This window comes from Bacillus sp. AFS015802 (assembly GCF_002561455.1).
Taxonomy (GTDB): domain Bacteria; phylum Bacillota; class Bacilli; order Bacillales; family Bacillaceae_B; genus Rossellomorea.
The window spans coordinates 23,772-44,941 of the sequence record NZ_NTUP01000001.1 but is presented as its reverse complement, the minus strand read 5'-3'; the positions used below and the strand labels follow the sequence as shown (position 1 = coordinate 44,941).

The following is a 21,170-nucleotide window of genomic DNA, read 5'->3' as shown; positions in this document are numbered from 1 at the left end:
TTTGTGGAAAAATGCTAGGAAATTTTTTATCTTTATAGGTGTATTCCTGGGGGTCAGCCTCCTATTGAGCATAATAGCAGGTCTGATTTTAACCAATATGTACGAGGACACCGGTTACAAAGGGTCTCCCATCATCGGGACATCCATCAACGTATTTTCCGCTGTAGTTGCCGTTTGGGTTGCATACAAACCTTTTAATAAAAACAATGGAAAGAGACCAGTCGATTGACTGGTCTCTTTTTAAGTATTGGTGGCATTCATATGTCAGATTATTTGTTTTGTTGGTTTTGTTGTTTAGCAGCTTTTTTAGCTCTTTCAGCAGCGTTTTGCTCTTGAGCGAATTCCGCCTCATTTTTTTGTTGTTGCGGCTTTTTGTTGTTATTGTTTGTCATTTTTATCACCTCCGTCTACTTTAATTTGCCCGGATATGAAAAAAAGATACCCTAAGTATAAAATTTATTACCTAAAGGTTTCTTTTTGAGTTAAGGACCGCCTGTTTTCCATTTACTTACTAGTTTAGGTTCGGGATCTTGAGGGTAAGAATATGTTTATGCCTTTATTTACTTATACATAACAGGAAGTACATAAACCGACACAATTGGATTCGAGGGGGAAGTTTTTTTGAAGAATTTTACACCAATGTTTTGGACCGCGATTTCCATCGGGGTAATATTTGTTCTATGGGGAGTCATTTTTCCTCAAGGGTTGATCGATGTCATGACAAATACCCAAGGGGTTCTCCTTGATAAGTTTGGCTGGTTTTATCAATTCTCGGCCACATTCTTTTTTATCATCGCGATTTTCTTTGCTTTAAGTAAGTATGGAAAGATCAGGTTAGGGAAAGACACGGATCGGCCGGAATATTCCACATTAACATGGTTTGCCATGCTGTTTAGTGCAGGTATGGGAATCGGTCTCCTGTTCTACGGGGTTTCTGAACCTGTTTCACATTATGCGACCCCGCCATTCGGGGAAGGGGGCACCATTGAATCCGCCAAAATCGGGTTAAGATATACCTATCTTCACTGGGGCTTCCATGCATGGGCCATTTATGCCGTGGTTGCACTTGCACTGGCCTATTACAAGTTCAGGAAGGGGATGCCTGGATTGATGAGCGCTACGCTTTATCCGGTCATTGGTGATAGAGCGAAAGGACCGATCGGGTATGTAGTGGACATTATTGCCGTATTTGCAACTATTTTCGGGGTGGCCATTTCCTTAGGTATTGGTGCTCAGCAAATCAATAGCGGACTCCATTATCTCATGGATGTACCTATTAATTTTAACGTTCAACTGATGATCATGGGAATCGCAACGGTATTATACATTACGTCCGCTTCGACGGGGTTATCCAAGGGAATTAAATATTTGAGTAATGCCAATATGATTCTCGCAGTACTGTTATTCATTATTTTCCTTATTGTGGGACCTTCACAATTCGTTCTTGAGTTGTTTTTGACAACGTTTGGAAGCTATGTACAGAATCTGCCCAGTATGGGGTTGCGTTTTTCTCCCTTTAACGTAGAAAATAATCAGTGGGTGAAGGACTGGACGATATTTTACTGGGCCTGGTGGATCTCATGGACGCCGTTCGTCGGGACGTTCATTGCGAGGGTGTCCAAGGGGAGGACCGTCCGTGAATTCATTATTGCGGTCATCATTGTTCCTACCATCGTTTGTTCACTGTGGTTTGGGGTGTTCGGGGGAACAGGATTATATTACGATCTTGTCCAGGGAATAGATGTTGCAGGTCAAAGTCTTGAGACGGCTTTATTCTATGTGTATGACCAGATGCCTTTAAGCGGGGTCCTGTCCGTCATTTCCCTATTCCTGATCATTACCTTCTTTGTTACATCAGCAGACTCTGCCACTTTCGTGTTGGGCATGCAAACATCTAATGGTAGTCTGAATCCACCATTCTTTGTTAAATTCAGCTGGGGCATCGTCTTGGCAGCCATTGCAGCGATTTTAATGGGGACAGGCGGGATCAGTGGATTGCAGGCCGCCACCATCATTACCGCACTGCCCCTCGGCGTCATCTTACTCGTGATGACGTATGGATTGATCCTTTCCTTTCAAAAGGAGACCAGGTTGAAACATAAAAAAAATACAGAATCAGGATCAAGTAAATAATAAATGTCCAAAACCCTCTATCAGATGATAGGGGGGTTATTTTTTATAGCGTAAATATTTCCAGTCTGATCACCGCCACCGGCATTCATTTGGTAAAATAAAGATACCTTATAGAGAGTGGGGATACTTCATGAATCAAATTATTGCAATGGGTGGTGGAGGGTTCTCGATGGAACCTGAGAACCTGTTATTGGATCAGTACATATTAGAGCAGGCAAAGGCATTAAAACCAAAGGTATGTTTCCTGCCTACAGCAAGTGGTGATGCTGAAAGTTATATTGAACGCTTTTATGAAGCTTTTACATCCCTATCGTGTGAACCTTCTCATCTTTCTTTATTCAAGCCTTGCACAAGGGATATGGAAGCATTCCTCCTCGAGAAAGATATCATTTATGTAGGAGGGGGCAACACGAAGAATATGCTTGCTTTATGGAGAGAGTGGGGAATTGACTCGATTTTACGGAAGGCGGGGGAGAAAGGGACCATACTGGCAGGATTAAGTGCAGGCTCGATTTGCTGGTTCGAAGAAGGGACGACCGATTCATACGGAGATGGATTAGAGACCATTAAAGGATTGGGTTTGATAGAAGGCAGTCATTCCCCTCATTATGATGGGGAAGAAAACCGTCGTCCCCTTTATCATTCATTTATTGAAAGTGGTAAGTTGAAATCGGGTTATGCAGCAGATGATGGAGCCGCTTTGCATTTTATTGACGGAGAATTATCCAAAGTGGTGAGTTCAAGAATACAGGCAGCGGCCTACCGGGTCGAGAAGAAAGAGGATGGGATACAAGAAACTCGATTACCGACAATTTATCTGGGGGCCCCCAGGTGAAAATCGGGCTTCTGATTTTGAAATAAAACAAACAGGTTCCCATGTGATTAGTTTTAAAAAGAGTCAATGAAAGTTATGCTCCACCATAAAAAAACAACCGGGCACCTGCCCGGTTGTCCTCAATCGTTTACTCCTGTAATGAAGATCTTCTCAATTTAATAAACTTCACTAAATTCAACACAATCGTTTTCGTCACGGCGTAGGTTGGAACTGCTAAGATCATTCCTAGTATCCCTGCCAAGTTACCGGCAACAAGCAATAAAATGATGATTGTCGCAGGGTGGGTATCCAATCGTTTTCCCAAAATGAGGGGGGAAAGAAGATTACCTTCGATTTGCTGTGCAATCGTGACAACCACTACGACCAATATGGCCTTTGTCGGCGAATCAAACAATGCGACGATGATGGCAGGTGCTGCACCGATAAACGGCCCTATAAACGGGATGATGTTCGTGACTGCCCCGATCAAGGCCATAACCAACGCATAAGGCAATCCGATGATTAAATACCCGATAAAGGTAAGTGTCCCTACAAATGAAGCGACGGTCAATTGTCCCTGTATGTATGCGGCGAGTGTTTCACTTGTATCCTTTAATGTATCGATCCCTTCCTCGCGGTATGATGGAGGCAAAAATTTAGAAATGGCCTTAGGAAATTTATGACCATCCTTAAACATAAAGAAAAGTAAAAAAGGTACGGTTACAATCAGGATGGTGATGCTCGTCAGCACACTCAATAATCCCTTCAGTGCAGTGGTGATATTATCAGGTAACGTATTGGCGAAGTCCACCAGCTGATTTTCGATATCTTTCAGTGACACATAATCCTGATTCATCATCCATTTAAACTGCTCTGTTTCAGACAGATACTCAATGAAATTCCTTGTTTGACGTGCATATTCCGGCAAGGCATTAAATAGCGCCGTCACCTGGCGGGTTATAATGGGAGCGATATTTCCTATAATCAACACCATAGCTCCAATAATGGCCGCATAGAGTACGATGATGGCAATGGTTCTCGGCAATCTTGCCTTCTCCAGAAGATTGACTAAAGGATTCAATAAAAAATATAGAAATCCTGAAATGATGATCGGGAAAAATAATGTTGATGCAAATACGACGATCGGTTCGAATAGAAAGGAAATTTTTGTTGAAACATAAATGATGGTAAGAATAATAAGAATTTGTAAGCTCCACGAGTACATTTTTTTCTTGGTCAACCCATTCACCTCTTCCTGTCAAGTAGTTTATCTGATTAAGTATATCAAAAACAGGGAGGAAACCCCTACTAATATCTCTAGGAAACGCTGAAATTTTTTATAAGGGGAAGCATTTCAGAAGAGCTTAAATGTCTTAAAGGAACCCGTGGAGTTACCATAACACGAATAGTGAAAATGCATAATGGCACCATCTTTGGGGAGCATAGTAAAAAAGATTCTGACTGAAGGTGCTACAATGAGTTCGTTTAATAAAAAGAATAGAAGAAAACCGAAGCAGCTCCTTTCAGAAAAAGAAGAAGCTGTGGTGGAAGCCATCACGTTAGACGAAAAGGTGTCCTATTTCCAGGAAAGTCTTTTTCATACGGATGATCTGCACATACGGGATTTAACATTCAATGACAAAAAAATGACTGTCGTCTTTTTGGATTCCGTCATCGATAATAAGAGTTTACAGACGTATATTATACAGCCACTCCTGGAGAAAGAGTCCGGAACGATTAAAGATACAGTAAGCAGTAATAGTGTGAAAGAAACATCTCAGTTAGAGGAGGCACTTGCTGCGCTGGTCGATGGGCACTGTGTCATTTTAATGGAAGATAGTGAATGGATGACTTTCATAAGTATGCCAAAGATTCTCCTTAACCGGTATGAGCCTGTCAATGAAAAGGTGATAAGGGGGTCCCATCAAGGATTCAGTGAAAACATTTCGGAAAATATCCATCTGATCCGGGAGAGAATTTCCAGTCCGAAATTAACCGTGAAATACTCGAGCGTAGGGAATACGACCAGAACGAAGTATTCTCTTGTCTATTTATCCCATCTGACAAATCCGGAAATAGTGAATACCATTCAGGACCGAATCAGCTATATTGACACCGATTCGATACAATCGCCCGGTTACTTTGAAGAATTTCTAGAAGATAATTCCTTTTCTCCATTTCCACAGTTTCTAAATACGGAACGTCCTGACCGGGTAGCGGGCAACCTGATGGAAGGGAGAGTGGCACTGGTGATGGAAGGAAGTCCGACGGTGCTGATTTGCCCTGTCAACTTTTTCAGTTTCTTTCAAACAACGGAGGATTATAATAATCGTTCTCTTATTGGATCCTTTATCCGATTTATCAGGCTGATCAGTTTTATTGCAACCCTTTGTTTACCGGCTTTTTATATTGCAGTCATATCCTATAATTATGAAATCATCCCTGTTGAGATCATTTTTTCGATTAAAAGCTCCCTGGAATATGTTCCATTTCCACCTTTGATTGAGGCGGCTATCATGCAGCTGACATTGGAATTGCTGCGTGAAGCAGCGATACGGCTTCCGAATCCTATTGCGCAAACCATCGGGGTCGTGGGAGGTCTGGTTATCGGGACGGCAGTTGTAGAAGCCAATCTGGTTTCTAATACGATGGTCATTGTCGTCGCGATCACGGCTATTGCTTCCTTTGTCATACCATCAAATGAACTGAGTACTTCGGTGAGGATATTAGGGTTCCCCCTAATGATATTCGCTGCATTATTCGGGGTGCTTGGCATTGTCATAGGACTCATGCTGCTCTTTATTCACATGTGTAAACTTAAGTCGTTGGGTCATTATTATTTATATCCGATAGCCCCTTTGGATTTCAAAGGGTTGAAGGATACTTTCATCCGACTTCCTGTATGGCTTATGAAAGAGCGGCCGAAGGACTTGAAATCATTATACAGATGGAAGACGTCGAATTCTCGAGGATGGAAAAAAAATGAAGATTCAGATTAACCTCACTTCCATTCAATTAGTATTTTTCATCATCCAAACGCAAATCGGCGTAGGGGTTCTGGGGCTTCCATTCAGCGTATTTATGGTCTCAAAGGCAGATGGCTGGATATCTGTCCTGTTGGCGGGTTTTGTCGTTCAAATCATCATTGTTGTTTTATGGCTACTGGGAAGGAGATTTCCAAAGAAATCCCTCTTTCAATATTCAAGAAATCTTATGGGGAAAGTGGTTGGCTCCATCATTAATATAGCTTATATTTTATACGGAGTTCTGGTCACGGCATTAATATTGATGTACGCGACCGCCATTATAAAGACATGGGTGCTCCCCCTTACACCTAAATGGATCGTCATGTTTCTTTTGATCATAACAGCAATCTTACTGGGAAGGGAGAAGGTTGCTGATATAAGCAATGTATATGTAGTCGTTTCAAGCCTGATTTTCTTCCTGATCCTTATTTCGATGGTTGTACTGATGACGTATCCGATTGAATGGAGGTATTTACTGCCAATCGGTCAATCTGGAGGTGTACAAATTTTAAAGGGAGCAAAGGAAGCCTATTTCTCTATGCTGGGGTTTGAACTACTGCTCTTTCTCTTTCCCTATTTTCAACATAATGGTGAACGTTCGGTCTTGTATTCAGTATCCATTGCAAACCTTTTCGTGACACTGACTTACACGTTTCTCACCATTGTCAGTTTTATCACCTTCAGTCCGGAGGAGATCGTCATCGTTCCTCAGCCGGTTCTATATTTTGTGAAATCCCTTTATTTACAGATTGTTGAAAGAATTGATTTAGTATTTATGTCCTTGTGGGTCGTCAATGTCATTACCTCCCTGACCAGTTATCTCTTCTTATCAACAGAGGGAAGTATATATACATTTCAACGATTTAAACGTAAACGATCCATTTTTACGATGATATTTGGAGTGATCGCGCTTGTCATTGCTTTAATACCCAATAAAGAGGGAGAGATGGAGATCTATAATAAAATGGTGATCAATCTTTCATATCTTTATATTTTGGTTATTCCTATATTGTTATTAAGTATTTCGTATGTTTTTAAGAAAATGGAAAGAGGGGGAAGCGCATGAAAAAGCAATGGAGGAAAATGATCATTCTTCTTGGGATCCTCCCTTTCTTATCAGGTTGTTGGGATCAGCGTTTGCTTCGGAATGGAAGGCTTGTCTTTTCTTCCTCGTTTGATTTACTGGACGATGATACCATTCGAGCCACTGCGATCATTCGTGACTTCAAAAATGGAACGCCCACAAATACGTTGGTCCAGGGGGAGGGGGAAACCATCCGTGAAACGCGGATGAGTATGGATCGAAAGATTTCCGGGGTATTTGAGCCTTCGAAAGACCGGGTGTTTTTATTAGGGGAGGACTTGGCGAAAAAGGATATTTATAAGTTTCTGGATATTTTTTACCGTGATCCAAACAGTTCGATTTCAGCTAAATTGGCAGTGGTGGAGGGGGATGGCGAAGAAATCCTGACTAAATTGAGTGAGAAAAACGTACTGATATCAGAGTTTATCATTGAATTACTCACGAGTGCGGAATCTTCCACAGGTGTGCCGAAACAAAATTTACAAACGGTCTGTACACTCATGTTCGATGAAGGGAAGGATTTCGGTCTCCCCCTTTTAAAAATGAAAGAAGGTGAAGTCATATTAGAAGGTACAGGTATATTCCATAAGAATTCATTATCTGGTACCTTGACGTTTAAAGAATCTTCATTATTCCTGCTCATGAATAACCAAAAAGCCAAGCTGGCACGATTTGTATCCAAAATTGACGAGGATAAAAGTCTGAACGTGGACAATTATATTACGTACAATGTAATTGAATCCAAGGCGAAACTCAAAATCGTTTCAGATTCACCGGAAGATATACAGGTGGGTATAGATGTAGCGATGGAAGTTTCCGTTGTAGAATTCCCCCAGGACAAATTAACGGATAAGAAAAAGTTAAAAAAGCTCAATGAAGAAATTTCAAAGAAATTAACTGAAGATGCAGAAGAATTGATCAAGAAAATCCAGCTGGCAAACTCTGATTTATTTGGGATAGGCAGGGAGCTGATGGCATTCCATCCCAAAACATGGGAAAAAGTGAATTGGGATAAAGAGTATCCGGAAATCACCATTGTACCGACCATTAAAGTGGACATAGTAGGGCATGGAATCATCAACTGATGGTCCAGTACTCCCCTGAGTAGTACTGGACCAGACTGCTTCATCAAGAAACAATCTTTAAGCCGATGATGCTTACGACAATACAACAAATAAAGAAAATTCGAGAAACATCCTTTTTTTCCTTAAAGAAGAACATCCCTATGACCACAGCACCTGCAGAGCCGATGCCGGTCCAAATCCCGTATCCTGTGCTTACGGGGATATCGAGCAGGGATAGTGATAATAAATAAAAACTCATTGTACCGGCTGCTAAACTGATCATGGAAGGAAGGAGTTTTTTGTAGCCTTCAGAAAGCTTCATAAACGTAACCATGATCACTTCGGAAAATCCCGCAAAGATGAGAAACATCCACGCCATCATTGGACACCCCCATTCTCTTTTTCTTCTTTATCACTCATTTTCAGTCCGATGACTCCGAAAATGAGTAAAGAGATGAAGGCAATTTTCAATAAGCTTATCCCTTCATTTAAAAAGGCCATTCCAACCACTGCTGTTCCTGCTGCACCAATGCCTGTAAACACGGCATAAGCTGTTCCTATCGGCAATCGTCTCATTGATTGAGAGAAAAAATAAAAACTCACTAATATGAGGAATGCCGTAATGATACTCGGTACCGGTTTAGTAAAGCCTTCTGAAAGAGATAATCCGGTTGCCCAGCCAATCTCAAGGATTCCTCCGATCATTACATAAAGCCAACCCATGATGCTACTCTCCTTTACGACTTGATATTGCCAGCGCATAAACCTTCCAAGCTGATTCGATGCGTTGTTGAAATATTTCCTCCGTGTAATAGTGATGCTCTAAGAAGACACCGTCAACCAAACATAAAAACGATGCCACAAATTCATCCTCTGAGATACATTGAAACAGACCTTGATCAGCCCCCGCCCTGTATACGGACACCAATATGGAGGTGGTAACCTCTTCGAAATGGATAAATTGTTCTTGGATGAGATCCTTAAACGGTTCTGGAGGAAAGAATGTGACCCTCTTCCACAGTAGAGCTTCTTTTGTTGTCATCAATCGTTGACAAAATAAATCGAACAGGATCCTGATATTCTTGAGGGGTTCCATTTGGTTCATTTTTTCCTCTGTCATTCTGTATGCTTTCACTTCAGACACAATCAGATCCTCTATCACTTCGGCGAAAAGATCTTCTTTACTGCGGAAATGATTATAGATAGAAGGTTTTTTTATTCCGACCTCCTTGGCGATCTCTGCTAAAGAAGTATCTTCATATCCTTTTTGTCCGAATAATCCTAAGGCTACATTCTTAATCACTTGCTTATTATCATGTTTCACGAATAACCCTCCCCCGTGCACAAACTAACTAACGGTCGTTAGTTATATTGTAAACCCCATTTCGCCAAAACGCAAGAGGGCGATAATAGAAAGAAAGTCGAATGTTTTATCTGTCCCCCACATATAATCCTTTGTTGATTTTAAACAAGGGGAAAGGGGATCTGTATGAAAGCCTTTTGGGTGAAGACGGCAATCCTTGGCATGTTGATTTTCGTTCTGGTTGGTTTAATGACCGTGAAAATAGTGGTAAAGACACAAGAAGATTGGGTGAAGATCGAGGAAAAATATTTCCCTGCGAGTGATGGAAGCGACCCATTGGGAATCAGCTCAGGGGAAAGGCTTGAAATCCAAAGTGGTGATCCATCATGCGCCATGAAGTTTGATAATGGTCGTACATATAAGGTGGATTGTGATGAATATCTGGACTTCACCATCGGGGAAAAAGTCAAAATCGTCTCAATCGAAAAGAATACGGTGAAACTAAGAAGGAAGTGATACTTGCATATGGTAGGATAGAACCATAAGTACTTCAATCTATTTATGTTAGGAATGATCATACAAATGACCAAAAAGGATCTCGTTCAATATTTTATCGTTAATAAAGATCTATCGATGTCGAAAGGGAAAACGGCCGCACAAGTGGCACATGCTGCGACTCTCAGTACGCTTTCGATGATGTCGAATGACTCCCCCTTTCAGGACAGGCAGGCAGACTTTATCGAATGGGTGCAAACGGGAATGAAGAAAGTGGTTTTGAAGGGAAAATCCACAGAATTGGAGAAGTTAGAGAAGAAAGGTTATTTCAGTATTCATGACAGCGGCTTGACTGAAATAAAAGAAGGATCATTGACCGTGGCGGCACTTCCCCCTATGGAAAAATATGAAGCCAAGGAAATGGTCGGTCATTTGAGTCTATTGAAAGATTAAATCGACAGAAGGAGGGGATTACATTGTTTTCGAAAGTGGATACGATACATATACAAGTGAGCAATTTGAAGAAAGCTAAACAATGGTATGAAGAGGTATTGGAGTTAGAACGGGTCTTTGACTCAGGGAAATATATGGTATATAAAGTGGGGATAGGGGAATCTACCATTACGATTCAGGAAGGGAAGGTCCGTCCCTCATCCATAAAGCCTATTTTATTTTCTGATGCCCTGGAAGAAACCAGGCTGAAGCTTCTGGAGAAAAATGTAGAGGTCGGTCATATCGAAGAAGATGAGGATGTAACGTACTTTGTATTTCGTGACTTGGATGGGAATGATTTTGAGGTGTGCCAATACATTCCGTTATAAACGATGGCCAAAACCCGCAAAAAAGCTGATCAGATTAAATTCTGATCAGCTTTTTATATAGATAAGCGTTTATTTTAATGTATCTAGATACGCATAATATGCGGCTAGTTTTTCATTGTTGTTTGCAGCTTTGCCGTTTCCTTTTAATGATTTACCTATTGCAAAGTATTCCTTATGAACAGGCAGCACATGAACGGTAACAGCTGGTCGCCCTCTATGCCTGAAATCCTTAGGTACGTGAAGCATGGAAAATCTTTTCATTGGTATGCCTCCTTCAAGGAGAGAGCCATTCTACCCATCTATTATTATTTAAGTAGAATCAATTGTTGTTTAACGATAACATACAGCATCATTTGATTCAACTTTCTGATTACTGTATACAATTTAAATCATAAAAAAATTTGAAAAGCACCCCCAAAAATGAAAGAATGTACTCGTATTCTTTAGTGAGGATGAAAAATATTCGTTCATGACATTCTGATATTTACAACCTGGGAGGTATTTATAAGTATGAACATTGATGAAGTACTGGAAGATACCGTAGAACTTGGACAAGAGGATATCAATCGCCCAATCTATCGCGTAGACATCGATAAACTTCTGGATTTAACAAGTGATATATAAGAGGAATTCCATATAGAATGAGAAAAGGCAAGCCCCTTACACGGGCTTGCCTTTTCTCATTTCAAACGATTGAAATCCCTGTCACCCTGCATACGTTAGTCATGTCTTTTATGTTTGTTTAATAATTCCTTTAACATATTGATGATGGTTGCTCTTTCACTCTTATTAAATGTTTGGGTCCAGCCTGAAATCAGGGTTTCCTCTTCAGGTGAAAGGTCCCGTTGCAAGCCGTCAACAAAAATTTCTTTGATTTCATCCCTTGCATTTTTGGGGTTCATAGATTCATGTCTCATCAGTTTCCCTCCTTGATTCTTCTTCCTTATTTTCCCGTTGACATGTATTTCAAACATCTAAGTGCTTTCAGTGTTATGTGATGGCAGCATTAAGGGAAGAATGAAGAAAAAAGTATAGGAGTTTTTTATGTCACTTCCTTTTTTTATTACCATTTTGATCATATTGATTTATATTGTCCTCTTCATGAAGAAGGAACTTTCGTTTACTTCTAACTCCATTCAATTTATGGTGCTATCCATCATTTCCACTAATTATATTACGATCATGACGAATAAATTGGAGTGGATGAAGGCTTCTGAGGACGTCACTCAATTCATCAGTCTGCTTATTAACAGGGAATGTATTTTACCATTGGTGGGAGTCATCATGGTGAACGGTTATTTGAATTATGAGAAGAGAAAAGATAAAGTGATATGTTTCTTAAGTCTATTATTTTTTATCAGTGTTTTGGATATCCTTCATGTACATTTTCATTCTCTTTCGTATCCGGAATGGAGCTTATTGAATACAGTCATGGTCAATGGTATTTATCTGGCATTCTGTATATGGATGGGGAAGGGGTTATATTATTTACAGAGTAAGGGGGAAAGAAGGCATGGCCAGAATATATGAGAGGTCATTTGATTGGAATGAATGGTTCATCATCATTAGTTTGATCGCTCTTCTATTGTTGATCTGGGTCACTCCGAAAATTTTCTCCTTTCTTGAGGGGTTATGTTATTTTGTCTATGGCATATCGGTGGGCATGTTCTATGATCACACCATCAGCATTCCCCCCTGGGATTATTACGATGTGAACGACAGCTCTGCCTATCAAGGGATTGATTTTATCAGCTATATCATGTATGGTCCTTATAGTTATTTTTTCATTTACATTTATCGGAAACTGGGGATTGACGGAGTCATGAATCTTGCATATATCCTGATCTGGACAGCTTTCTCTCTTTTGATGGAGTGGTTTACAGTGAAAATCGGGATCTTCCATTTTGATAAGGGATACAAGATGTATTGGTCCATCCCTATCTATATGACGGTTCAGAGCATCCAGCTGCTCCTTCATCATAAAGTCAAGAAAGACTACAGAACGTAAAAAACCAGAACCACTATTGGATAGGGTTCTGGTTTTTATTAGACGGGAAGGACCACTTCGTAATGGGTGAAGCCGATGTCTTCAAGTGCTTTCTTTAAGCTTGCGCTTGTTTTCAGATCCTCGAATGTGATTCCGAGATTGCCTAATGTGTGCGCCACTTCAGGTCGAATCCCGGTTAAGACGGATTGGACACCCATCATTTTGAGGGCATTGACGATTTGATAAATATTATGTGAAACCATCGTGTCCATGATGGCCACACCGGAAATATCAATAAATAAATAGTCTAATTGCAGCTCAGAGCTTTTCTTTAAGGCTGTTTCCATCACCGAGCTCGCTCGGTGTGTATCGATGTCCCCGATAAGGGGAAGAATCGCAATCTTCTCTGCAACCGGTACAATCGGTGCAGATAGCTCATCCATGGCCGTATGGATAAGGGCAAGCTGATCCTTTTGTTGTGTGCGGAATATTTCGTTCAACAAATACGCAATCTCATCAAGTAAGGGGTTGATTCCTTTATTTACTTGAAGCATAAGGGTGGCTGAGATTTGGTTATCATGCAATTGCTCAGTGAAAATGTCCCAAATGGCCGTACGGAATACGGATAATGTTTTTAGAGATTCATTGAGGGGAAGTCCCTTCTCAAGAGCCACTTTCCCTACTTTCCCTGTCCATTCCCTGATTTTTTGGAATGATTCTCCTTCGTCTTCATACAAAGATTCTCCAAGCATTTCGATTAATTGCATACGCCATTCTGTGACTTGTTCCATGTTCACTCCCGATATCCTGAGCTGATCAGAATATCTTTGTTCCTGGTAGTGTAAGACACCTTGTGCAATCACTGATTTATGGGAAACAATTTCTTGACCCAAATAGACTAATTCATCTCTCATTTTCTTCAGCCAACTCCTTATACTGCATGTTAATTTAAATAATTTCGACATTATCTCTATTAATGGTAATATAGTATATCATAAAATCTAGTAAAATTATACTTATCTTATGGTACGCTCATATGAACCCGGTTGGGTTTGTTAAATGAATCGACAAAGTAGGGGGAGAAGGCACATGACCCATATACGCTTCGTCCGTCACGGTCAAACGGATTGGAACCTGTACGGAAAGTTACAAGGTCAAACAGATATTCCGTTAAATGAAACAGGAAGGCAACAAGCAGAAGAATGCAGGGAGGCTTTGAGAACCTCCCGGTGGGACGTTCTGATCACCACTTCGTTGACGAGAGCAAAGAAAACCGCAGAAATCATCAATGACTCACTTCACTTGGACATGGTTGAAATGGATCATTTCAAAGAGAGGTATTTCGGCGAAGGAGAAGGGATGCTTCGTGATGAAAGAGTAAAGCAATACCCCGACTTTATATTTCCCAATATGGAAACCTATGAAGAGTTAGTGGAGAGAGTGCACAAAGGCCTCCAGAAGATTCATGAACGTTTTCCTGATCAAAAGGTACTGGTAGTCGCTCATGGTGCCGTCATCAGTGCGATTATTCGGGAATTTCATGAAGGCTGGGAAGACCTCGGGCATGTCAAACTATTCAACGGCTGCCTTACAGACCTTCACTTTGAAAAGGAGAAATGGGTCGTCCGCTCCTATAATCAAGTGGGGCATCTATCAGAACATAGATAGCAGGGTACAGCCACTGGTAGAGGGGAATGCTTATTCTTCATCACTCTATCGGATAGTCTTATCGTGATAGCATGGAGTAAATGTTTACGAAAGGTGTGAATGACTTTGAACATCATTTTGTTCGATGGGGTATGTAATCTTTGCAATAATAGCGTCAGGTTTATCATTGAGCGGGATCCGAAAGGGTTTTTTCGGTTTGCCTCGCTGCAGAGCGGGATAGGCCGGGAATTATTAAAGAAACATAACATACCAGAAAATACGGACAGCTTCGTATTGGTCGGGGATCATCATGCATCCATTGAATCAACGGCTGCTTTGAAGGTATGCACTAAACTGGTATGGCCTTGGAAGATATTCGGTCTGTTTCTCATCATTCCGAAGCCTTTAAGGGACAGTTTATATAGAATTGTAGCCAAAAATCGATATAGATGGTTTGGGAAACAAGAATCGTGCATGATGCCTTCGGTGCATATTCGGGATCGATTCTTGGAATAGGGTTTTTTTAAGGAGGAAACATATCAAGATCTCAAGCCCGACCATGATGAACAGACCACAGGCTGACTGCCAGGGTCTGTTCATGGATGATACACGTGAAAAAATGTCAGGGGAAGAGCATTGATTCCTCCTTGCAGGATTATTCACCGTGAATCGTTTTAACAGATACTTTTCTCCTTGAACGCGGTCCATCGAATTCACAAAGGTATATTCCCTGCCAGGTTCCAAGCACTAGTTCACCGTTTGTCACGATGATGGTTTGAGCATGGCCGACGGTGCTGGTTTTCATATGTGCCGCTGTATTCCCTTCACCATGGAGATCCGAAGTGTGGTGCCATGGGTAGATTTCGTCCAATCTGCGCAGGAAGTCTGTTTTCACATCAGGGTCGGCATTTTCATTTACCGTGATACCTGCAGTGGTGTGAAGTGACTGTACCACCACCAGACCTTCTTTCAGTCCTGACCGGTTAATGATGTCCTGTACATAATGGGTGATGTCGATCATTTCATCACGTTTTTTTGTATCGATGGTCAATGTTTTTCTCATATTCGCTCCTCTTTTCATGTGAGTCCTATTCGTTTACATTCCACCTATAGTCGTGGTTAAAACCTTTCCTCATGAAGAGGAGAGGCATGATCAATCATTTCACTTCTGCGGAATGCACGATTCGTAAGGGAGAACGGTGTGAAGGAGGAGGGAATGAATCCGACAAGGCTCATAGAGATTTCGGTTTTCCGGGTTTTTAGCAGTATGGAATGCAGGAAGGATATTGCCACTTACATTCACTATGCTCCTTTACCGGCAGGGGGATTCCATCGTTTCAATGAGACTGTAGGAATGGCGTTCGAATGATGCCTTGTAACACTTACCCTCTGTTGTTTTATAAAGGGCCTTATACATTTTTTCACTGTTTTTGTTCGTATGGGTCTGTATGATCCCGACAATCGTCGAATCAGGAGCAAATGACTGTATGGAAGATTCAATACCTGAATACAGCAGACTCCGTTTGTACACGTATACGACAATGACGAATGCCACAAGAAAGAGGAACATCCACCTTAACCCCTTTAACAGTATGGTCTTGTTCACGTATCAACCCCCCTCTCACGCGAATACATATCAAGTTCAACTAAAAACATGGCAAAGCGATAGGAACAGGGCTTGCCCTGTCCTGTTACCTTACCTTTTCAAATAAGCGTTTAGCGAGGGATAGAGCCGCTTCATTATCTCCGTGAAGACAAACTGTGTCTGCCTTGATGGGTACGATCTTGCCTTCGATTGACATCACTTCTTGTTTTTCTACCATTCGGAGAACCTGCTTTTCCACTTCGTCCGCATCATGGAGCACTGCATTCGGCAGGGAACGCGGAGTCAATGATCCATCGGATTGATAGGACCGGTCTGCAAATACTTCGTGTGCGACATGTAAGCCGATTTCATCGCCGGCCTTTGTGAGTTGGCTTTGGGATAGACCGAATAGAGTCAGGGTAGGATCGAGATCGTACACGGCTTCAGCAATCGATTTAGCTAGTTTATAATCCTTTGCAGCCATATTGTACAGGGCCCCATGTGGCTTTACATGTGACAGGTTTCCGCCCTGGGCTTTTACGAAAGCATAAAGGGCACCGATTTGATATTGAATGAAAGCATAGGCTTCATCAGGTGAAATATCCATCATTCTTCTTCCGAATCCCTGAATGTCGGGTAATCCCGGGTGGGCACCCATTTTCAAGCCGTGCTTCATTGCATTTGTAACGGTTTGTTTCATGACAAGGGGATCCCCTGCATGAAACCCGCAAGCGATATTGACGGACGTCACATAGTTCATCATTTCATCATCTTTTCCAATTGTATATGCGCCGAAACTTTCCCCTAAATCACAATTCAGATCGATCTTCATGTTTTCATCCTTTCATGCGTGAGAATGTATTGTAACATTCTGAATTCTCCTTCATAATATCATAAAATTGATAGAGTAGTATTTTATCCCGATACACTCTTTGGCAGAAACGGATATTTTCTCATCAAATTTTAATCTTGTTTTAATAGATTTCACTTTTTCACGCGTTACAATGAATCTTGCTTATGAATAAGGATTTACCACTCCCTAAACAAAAAAGAAAGTGGGGTAGCTTTCTTTTCTGTTTAAATCTTTATTATGTAAGACCCATTCTAATTTCTTTCCTTTGAAGACAAAAGCCTTGCTGAAGCTTTTGTCTTCTTTTTTTTGCTCTTGAGAGAATCTTTCTGCCTGCTTAATAAAAAAAGGCAGAGAATGAGTCTCTGCCCGTTGTGTGTATGTATTCACTTATTCACTATGATTGAGTTTCAGCTTCATTTTATAAACCCAAGCTTTTATTTTCCATCCATGTCTTTCCCTCTTAGGTGGATTCTCCATGACTTTCGTCCGTAAATAATAATAAACGATTTCTTCCGCAAAGATGAGCAAAATGAAGAATGAAACAAAGACAATGATCCAAGTCATACATATCCCCCTTTTAGCTTCCTATTCATATTTATGGATATATCTACCACAATATGAAGAGAAATAAACATAAAAGGTGATAAGTATAAGGGATGAAGTATGAGTGGTAAAAAAACGGAACCAGAGCGGCTCCGTTTTATCAGGCTTTCTTGGCTGAAAGTGATTGTGGCCCGGAAGCCGGGATTTTAATGAAGAGCATTCCGACAAGGCTGGAAAGTATGCTCAAGATGATAAATAATATAAATGTGGTCATCGGTTCAATCAAGGCCACTATAGGAGGGCCGAGTGCAACACCAGTGAACCTCATGGAGCTGTATATGGACGTGATCGTACCTCGATGTTCCTTTTCGATTCCTTCCGTGATCAAGGCATCGAGACAGGGCAGAGCTGCCCCCATCCCGATACTTGCAATGGAGAATGTGCTCACTACCACCCATTTTCCTTCAGTGAACAATAAAGGGATGAAGGCAACTGAGCTCATTAAGGAACCCAACACAATGACCCACTTCATTTTACCCTTGCTTTTTCCTATTAATTTTCCTGTGATATACGAGGTCAGGCATAAAAAAAGAAGGGGTATGGCAAGATACAATCCTTTCATCACTCCGACGATGCTGAACGCCTGTTCCAAGCGGGTCGATAAATAGTACAGGAATCCGAATAAAATAAACATGGAAATGATTCCAATGATGAAAATACCGAAAATCCATCTCTTTTCTTTTATAAGGACCACTTTCACTTCATGGAAGAACTCCTTGATGGTCTGTTTAGCTTCTTCTCCATTTTTTTTGGGGACCTTCACAAAGATCATAATCAGGACAATCGATAGGATGGAAAAGACGGGAATGGAGAAAAAGGGGATGAACCAGATCCATGCCGCAAATAATGCTCCCAATATCGGGCTTAACACCTTCCCGAACGTATTGGAGGTTTCAATCAATCCCAATCCCTTGGTTATTTGATCATCATCCTCATACAAGTCGCCCACAGTGGGAATGACGACCGGGAAGGCTCCTGCAGCCCCAATTCCTTGAACGACCCTTCCGACAATGACAAATAAATAAGCATTCGATCCGTAAATCGAAGCAAATCCGCAAATAAGGCCACCGATTCCCGCGATGATCAAGCTTGGGATCAGTATCTTTTTCCTGCCGAAGCGGTCTGACAGGAACCCGGCAACAGGGATGCAGAGAATCGCAATGATGGAATAGACAGTGATGATCAGGCTGGATTGAAAGCCTGAAATGTCCAATTCTTTCTCCAATTGAGGGAGAACAGGAATTAACATGGAATTCCCAAGGGTCATAACTAAAGGAATAGATGATAACGCTAATAAATCCAACTTTTTCTTGCTTTCCATTTCGTGCACCTCATTCTTGTTTCTACAAAGCTAATTTTCCTCAACAGAAGTGTTTTCATACAACAATTTCATTTAACCGTAATTATTTTATGTAAACTAGAAAATCTCTTAATGAAAACTCACCCTCTTCTCATTTTATTTTAATGATGAAGGAGGAAAATGACGGTAATGATAAAAGGGAGGTTAGAACCATGTGGATTCGAATTATTCCTATTTTATTTTTCAGTTTTACTGCCATTACTTTAATGACGTATCAAGGCATTGAAATATTTCATGCCCTCAATGATTTTATTTTTAATAAAAGTAAATTAAAATAAGAGGTATTAAGCTTGAGCAGGTGATGATGTGAAAAGAATCTTAGTCATTGAAGATGAAAAAAATCTATCCCGATTCATCGAATTGGAACTTAAATATGAAGGATACGAGGTCGGCCTTGCCTATGACGGAAGGGATGGTCTGGAACAAGCCCTGGAAGTGGATTGGGACATCATCCTGTTGGATCTTATGTTGCCTGGCTTGAATGGGCTGGAAGTGTGCAGAAGAATACGACAGGTCAAAGCGGTACCGATCCTTATGATTACGGCGAGGGACAGCGTAATGGACCGGGTCTCCGGTCTTGACAGCGGGGCGGATGATTATATCGTCAAGCCTTTCGCAATTGAAGAGTTATTGGCAAGACTAAGGGCTGTGTTCCGGCGTGCCGTAAAAGAGGAAGCCGGTTCTCTGAAGACCACATTCCATTACCGTGATATCATCGTGCACAAGGAGTCCAGGCAGGTATTTAAGCTGGAAGAAGAGATTGAAGTGACTAAGAGGGAATACGACCTCTTACTCGCCTTTTTGGAGAACAAGAATATCGTGCTGACCCGGGAAGTGCTCCTGAATAAGGTTTGGGGCTACGATACGGAAGTAGAAACGAACGTGGTGGATGTTTACGTAAGGTACTTAAGGAATAAAATTGATTCGCCAGGCGAAGAGAGCTATATACAAACCGTACGCGGAACTGGTTATGTGATGAGGACATGAATATATTCATCAATCGTTTGAAGCCTTCTTCCCTTAAAGTGAAGTGGGCCTTTGCCGCTGGTTCAGCCATATTCCTTGCCTTTTTCTTGTTTAGTTTTTTTCAATATCACGCCATTAATAAATGGATGCTGGATGAGGAAGAAAACAATTTTGGCCGGGTCCTGGATGAAATCTCCGTTTTCTTTAAACAGAGAGGGCAAAATATTGAACTTCAGGACATCTATGATAGCCGCGATTTGATGAAGCAAATAGCCGAGAAAGACCAGACCATACGGATACTGGATGAACAAGGGAATCAAGTATTGGAAATCAGGGGAGAGAATGAATCGTCATTTTATGTACCTTTTCAACCTGTCAGAAATAAATCAGTGGCACTTATAGAATCTGAAGGGAAGAAAATGCTCATAGGACGCTCACCCATCAAGTCAAACCAATTTAACGGATTTGTAGAAATCATACAGCCTTTGAACCGGTATGAAAACATCATGAAAAACCTTTTTTGGATGATGACCATTACGGGGATTCTGGCGCTTTTGATCAGTGCCGTCGTTGGTTATTTTATGGCGAAAAGCTTTGTCCGGCCATTGAATAAACTTTCTGAAACGATGAGATCGATTGAAAGGAAAGGGTTTCACGAAAGAGTTGAAATTGTGAAGGCTCATGATGAAATCAGTGATTTATCTCAGATTTTCAATAAAATGATGAGTCAGATCGAAAAGTCGTTCCAGCAACAACAGCAATTCGTAGAAGATGCTTCCCATGAATTGCGAACACCCATCCAAGTACTCGAAGGACATCTTGCATTATTGAACCGGTGGGGTAAAAAGGACCCAACCATCCTGGAAGAATCGTTACAAGTATCATTAGAAGAACTGGAGAGGGTGAAGCGGCTGGTAGGAGAGCTGCTGGAGCTTTCCAGGGCGGACCGGGAAAACTTCGATTTGGAAAACGCTCGGGCACATGTTCAGAAAGTAGTCGATAAAGTGATGAGGGATTTTAAATTCCTTCATCGGGAACATACCTTTTCATGCTTTGATGAATTAAACCATGAAGCTCTGGTCACCATCATGCCCAGGCATCTGGAGCAGATCATGATCATCCTGCTGGATAATGCCGTGAAGTATTCTGATGAGCACTCTACCATTGAAGTGAAGCTTATGGACAGAAAAGATGAAGTGATCATAGAGGTCAAGGATGAAGGTATCGGTATACCGGAAGAAGATCTTCCAAAGATATTCGACCGTTTTTATCGGGTCGACAAGGCCAGAAGCAGGGAGAAAGGTGGATATGGACTGGGGTTGGCCATCGCTTCAAAGCTTATCCACAACTACGACGGTGACATCATGGCCTTGAGGAATCATCCTGATGGAACCATCATCCGATTATCCCTTAAATATGTCCAGTAACC

General features: G+C 41.3%; 28 protein-coding genes. 15 read left to right on the top strand and 13 right to left on the bottom strand.

All coding sequences use genetic code 11. From position 1 onward, the window contains the following. Positions 1-64 precede the first annotated feature (64 nt). Positions 65-229: a hypothetical protein gene (locus tag CN378_RS22405; protein ID WP_179884746.1), complete on the top strand. Its 165-nt coding sequence runs from the start codon at positions 65-67 to the stop codon at positions 227-229. A 40-nt stretch (positions 230-269) separates the two neighbouring features. On the opposite strand, the gene CN378_RS22810 is transcribed toward CN378_RS22405, so the two are convergent. Beyond that, positions 270-392 (bottom strand): hypothetical protein, encoded by a 123-nt coding sequence (locus CN378_RS22810; protein WP_257140949.1) that lies wholly within the window; start codon positions 390-392, stop codon positions 270-272. 229 nt (positions 393-621) lie between these two features. On the opposite strand from CN378_RS22810, the gene CN378_RS00235 reads away from it, so the two are divergent. Both CN378_RS00235 and CN378_RS00230 read left to right on the top strand, forming a co-directional pair. Then, entirely contained in the window at positions 622-2,133 is a 1,512-nt protein-coding gene (locus CN378_RS00235; RefSeq protein WP_179884745.1) for a glycine betaine uptake BCCT transporter, read from the top strand. A gap of 130 nt (positions 2,134-2,263) precedes the next feature. Then, positions 2,264-2,968: a Type 1 glutamine amidotransferase-like domain-containing protein gene (locus CN378_RS00230; RefSeq protein WP_098349931.1), complete on the top strand. Its 705-nt coding sequence runs from the start codon at positions 2,264-2,266 to the stop codon at positions 2,966-2,968. Positions 2,969-3,095: 127 nt separating this feature from the next. On the opposite strand, the gene CN378_RS00225 is transcribed toward CN378_RS00230, so the two are convergent. After that, positions 3,096-4,187, bottom strand: coding sequence for an AI-2E family transporter (locus tag CN378_RS00225; protein WP_098349930.1), 1,092 nt, complete (start codon positions 4,185-4,187; stop codon positions 3,096-3,098). Positions 4,188-4,422: 235 nt separating this feature from the next. Between CN378_RS00225 and CN378_RS00220 the strand changes: the two genes are divergently transcribed. From CN378_RS00220 to CN378_RS00210, 3 genes are read left to right on the top strand one after another with little or no spacing between them, the layout of a single operon-like run. Next, positions 4,423-5,946, top strand: coding sequence for a spore germination protein (locus tag CN378_RS00220; protein WP_179884744.1), 1,524 nt, complete (start codon positions 4,423-4,425; stop codon positions 5,944-5,946). Then, positions 5,930-7,039, top strand: a complete 1,110-nt coding sequence (locus tag CN378_RS00215) for a GerAB/ArcD/ProY family transporter (protein WP_098349928.1) — start codon at positions 5,930-5,932, stop codon at positions 7,037-7,039. Before CN378_RS00220 ends, CN378_RS00215 begins: the two co-directional genes overlap by 17 nt. Then, complete coding sequence (locus CN378_RS00210) at positions 7,036-8,142, top strand: Ger(x)C family spore germination protein (RefSeq protein ID WP_098349927.1); 1,107 nt, start codon at positions 7,036-7,038, stop codon at positions 8,140-8,142. The genes CN378_RS00215 and CN378_RS00210 overlap by 4 nt, the downstream gene beginning before the upstream one ends. 43 nt (positions 8,143-8,185) lie before the next feature. Here CN378_RS00210 and CN378_RS00205 read toward each other — a convergent pair whose 3' ends face one another. The 3 genes from CN378_RS00205 to CN378_RS00195 are packed head-to-tail and all read right to left on the bottom strand — an operon-like array spanning position 8,186 to position 9,445. Further along, positions 8,186-8,503: a DMT family transporter gene (locus CN378_RS00205; protein ID WP_483295035.1), complete on the bottom strand. Its 318-nt coding sequence runs from the start codon at positions 8,501-8,503 to the stop codon at positions 8,186-8,188. After that, positions 8,500-8,844 carry a DMT family transporter gene (locus CN378_RS00200; protein ID WP_098349926.1) on the bottom strand — a complete coding sequence of 115 codons (345 nt, stop codon included), beginning with the start codon at positions 8,842-8,844 and terminating at the stop codon, positions 8,500-8,502. Before CN378_RS00200 ends, CN378_RS00205 begins: the two co-directional genes overlap by 4 nt. A gap of 4 nt (positions 8,845-8,848) precedes the next feature. Next, positions 8,849-9,445, bottom strand: coding sequence for a TetR/AcrR family transcriptional regulator (locus tag CN378_RS00195; protein ID WP_179884743.1), 597 nt, complete (start codon positions 9,443-9,445; stop codon positions 8,849-8,851). Between the two features lie 165 nt (positions 9,446-9,610). On the opposite strand from CN378_RS00195, the gene CN378_RS00190 reads away from it, so the two are divergent. The 3 genes from CN378_RS00190 (at position 9,611) to CN378_RS00180 (ending at position 10,740) form a co-directional block, all read left to right on the top strand. After that, positions 9,611-9,940 (top strand): hypothetical protein, encoded by a 330-nt coding sequence (locus CN378_RS00190; protein WP_098349924.1) that lies wholly within the window; start codon positions 9,611-9,613, stop codon positions 9,938-9,940. Between the two features lie 66 nt (positions 9,941-10,006). Continuing rightward, positions 10,007-10,372, top strand: coding sequence for an aminoacyl-tRNA hydrolase (locus tag CN378_RS00185; RefSeq protein ID WP_098349923.1), 366 nt, complete (start codon positions 10,007-10,009; stop codon positions 10,370-10,372). A gap of 23 nt (positions 10,373-10,395) precedes the next feature. Then, complete coding sequence (locus CN378_RS00180; RefSeq protein WP_098349922.1) at positions 10,396-10,740, top strand: VOC family protein; 345 nt, start codon at positions 10,396-10,398, stop codon at positions 10,738-10,740. A 69-nt stretch (positions 10,741-10,809) separates the two neighbouring features. Here the strand turns inward: CN378_RS00180 and CN378_RS00175 are convergent, their stop codons facing one another. Next, a complete protein-coding gene (locus tag CN378_RS00175; RefSeq protein ID WP_098349921.1) occupies positions 10,810-11,001 on the bottom strand; it encodes a hypothetical protein in 192 nt (63 codons plus the stop codon). A 458-nt stretch (positions 11,002-11,459) separates the two neighbouring features. Continuing rightward, entirely contained in the window at positions 11,460-11,657 is a 198-nt protein-coding gene (locus CN378_RS00170; RefSeq protein ID WP_098349920.1) for a hypothetical protein, read from the bottom strand. Between the two features lie 127 nt (positions 11,658-11,784). Here CN378_RS00170 and CN378_RS00165 point away from each other — a divergent pair, with 127 nt between their 5' ends. Both CN378_RS00165 and CN378_RS00160 read left to right on the top strand, forming a co-directional pair. Then, positions 11,785-12,270 carry a hypothetical protein gene (locus tag CN378_RS00165; RefSeq protein ID WP_098349919.1) on the top strand — a complete coding sequence of 162 codons (486 nt, stop codon included), beginning with the start codon at positions 11,785-11,787 and terminating at the stop codon, positions 12,268-12,270. Beyond that, positions 12,254-12,748, top strand: coding sequence for a hypothetical protein (locus tag CN378_RS00160; protein WP_098349918.1), 495 nt, complete (start codon positions 12,254-12,256; stop codon positions 12,746-12,748). Before CN378_RS00165 ends, CN378_RS00160 begins: the two co-directional genes overlap by 17 nt. A 38-nt stretch (positions 12,749-12,786) precedes the next feature. On the opposite strand, the gene CN378_RS00155 is transcribed toward CN378_RS00160, so the two are convergent. Next, on the bottom strand, positions 12,787-13,641 hold the full coding sequence (locus tag CN378_RS00155) for an STAS domain-containing protein (RefSeq protein WP_179884742.1): 855 nt from the start codon (positions 13,639-13,641) through the stop codon (positions 12,787-12,789). A 175-nt stretch (positions 13,642-13,816) separates the two neighbouring features. Between CN378_RS00155 and CN378_RS00150 the strand changes: the two genes are divergently transcribed. Then, positions 13,817-14,395: a histidine phosphatase family protein gene (locus tag CN378_RS00150; protein WP_098349916.1), complete on the top strand. Its 579-nt coding sequence runs from the start codon at positions 13,817-13,819 to the stop codon at positions 14,393-14,395. Between the two features lie 105 nt (positions 14,396-14,500). Further along, positions 14,501-14,890 carry a thiol-disulfide oxidoreductase DCC family protein gene (locus CN378_RS00145; RefSeq protein WP_257140948.1) on the top strand — a complete coding sequence of 130 codons (390 nt, stop codon included), beginning with the start codon at positions 14,501-14,503 and terminating at the stop codon, positions 14,888-14,890. A 139-nt stretch (positions 14,891-15,029) separates the two neighbouring features. Here the strand turns inward: CN378_RS00145 and CN378_RS00140 are convergent, their stop codons facing one another. From CN378_RS00140 to CN378_RS00120, 5 genes are all read right to left on the bottom strand, one after another. Then, the gene (locus CN378_RS00140; RefSeq protein WP_098349914.1) at positions 15,030-15,437 is read right to left on the bottom strand and encodes a secondary thiamine-phosphate synthase enzyme YjbQ; all 408 of its coding nucleotides are present in this window, start codon (positions 15,435-15,437) and stop codon (positions 15,030-15,032) included. 249 nt (positions 15,438-15,686) lie between these two features. Continuing rightward, on the bottom strand, positions 15,687-15,980 hold the full coding sequence (locus CN378_RS00135) for a hypothetical protein (RefSeq protein ID WP_142323556.1): 294 nt from the start codon (positions 15,978-15,980) through the stop codon (positions 15,687-15,689). An 85-nt stretch (positions 15,981-16,065) separates the two neighbouring features. Next, a complete protein-coding gene (locus tag CN378_RS00130) occupies positions 16,066-16,791 on the bottom strand; it encodes a LamB/YcsF family protein (RefSeq protein WP_098349912.1) in 726 nt (241 codons plus the stop codon). Between the two features lie 408 nt (positions 16,792-17,199). Next, entirely contained in the window at positions 17,200-17,376 is a 177-nt protein-coding gene (locus CN378_RS22400; RefSeq protein WP_179884741.1) for a hypothetical protein, read from the bottom strand. Positions 17,377-17,515: 139 nt separating this feature from the next. After that, on the bottom strand, positions 17,516-18,736 hold the full coding sequence (locus CN378_RS00120) for an MFS transporter (protein WP_098349910.1): 1,221 nt from the start codon (positions 18,734-18,736) through the stop codon (positions 17,516-17,518). 345 nt (positions 18,737-19,081) lie between these two features. Here CN378_RS00120 and CN378_RS00115 point away from each other — a divergent pair, with 345 nt between their 5' ends. Further along, the gene (locus CN378_RS00115; RefSeq protein ID WP_098349909.1) at positions 19,082-19,762 is read left to right on the top strand and encodes a response regulator transcription factor; all 681 of its coding nucleotides are present in this window, start codon (positions 19,082-19,084) and stop codon (positions 19,760-19,762) included. Beyond that, positions 19,759-21,168: a HAMP domain-containing sensor histidine kinase gene (locus tag CN378_RS00110; protein WP_098349908.1), complete on the top strand. Its 1,410-nt coding sequence runs from the start codon at positions 19,759-19,761 to the stop codon at positions 21,166-21,168. The genes CN378_RS00115 and CN378_RS00110 overlap by 4 nt, the downstream gene beginning before the upstream one ends. Positions 21,169-21,170 lie beyond the last annotated feature (2 nt).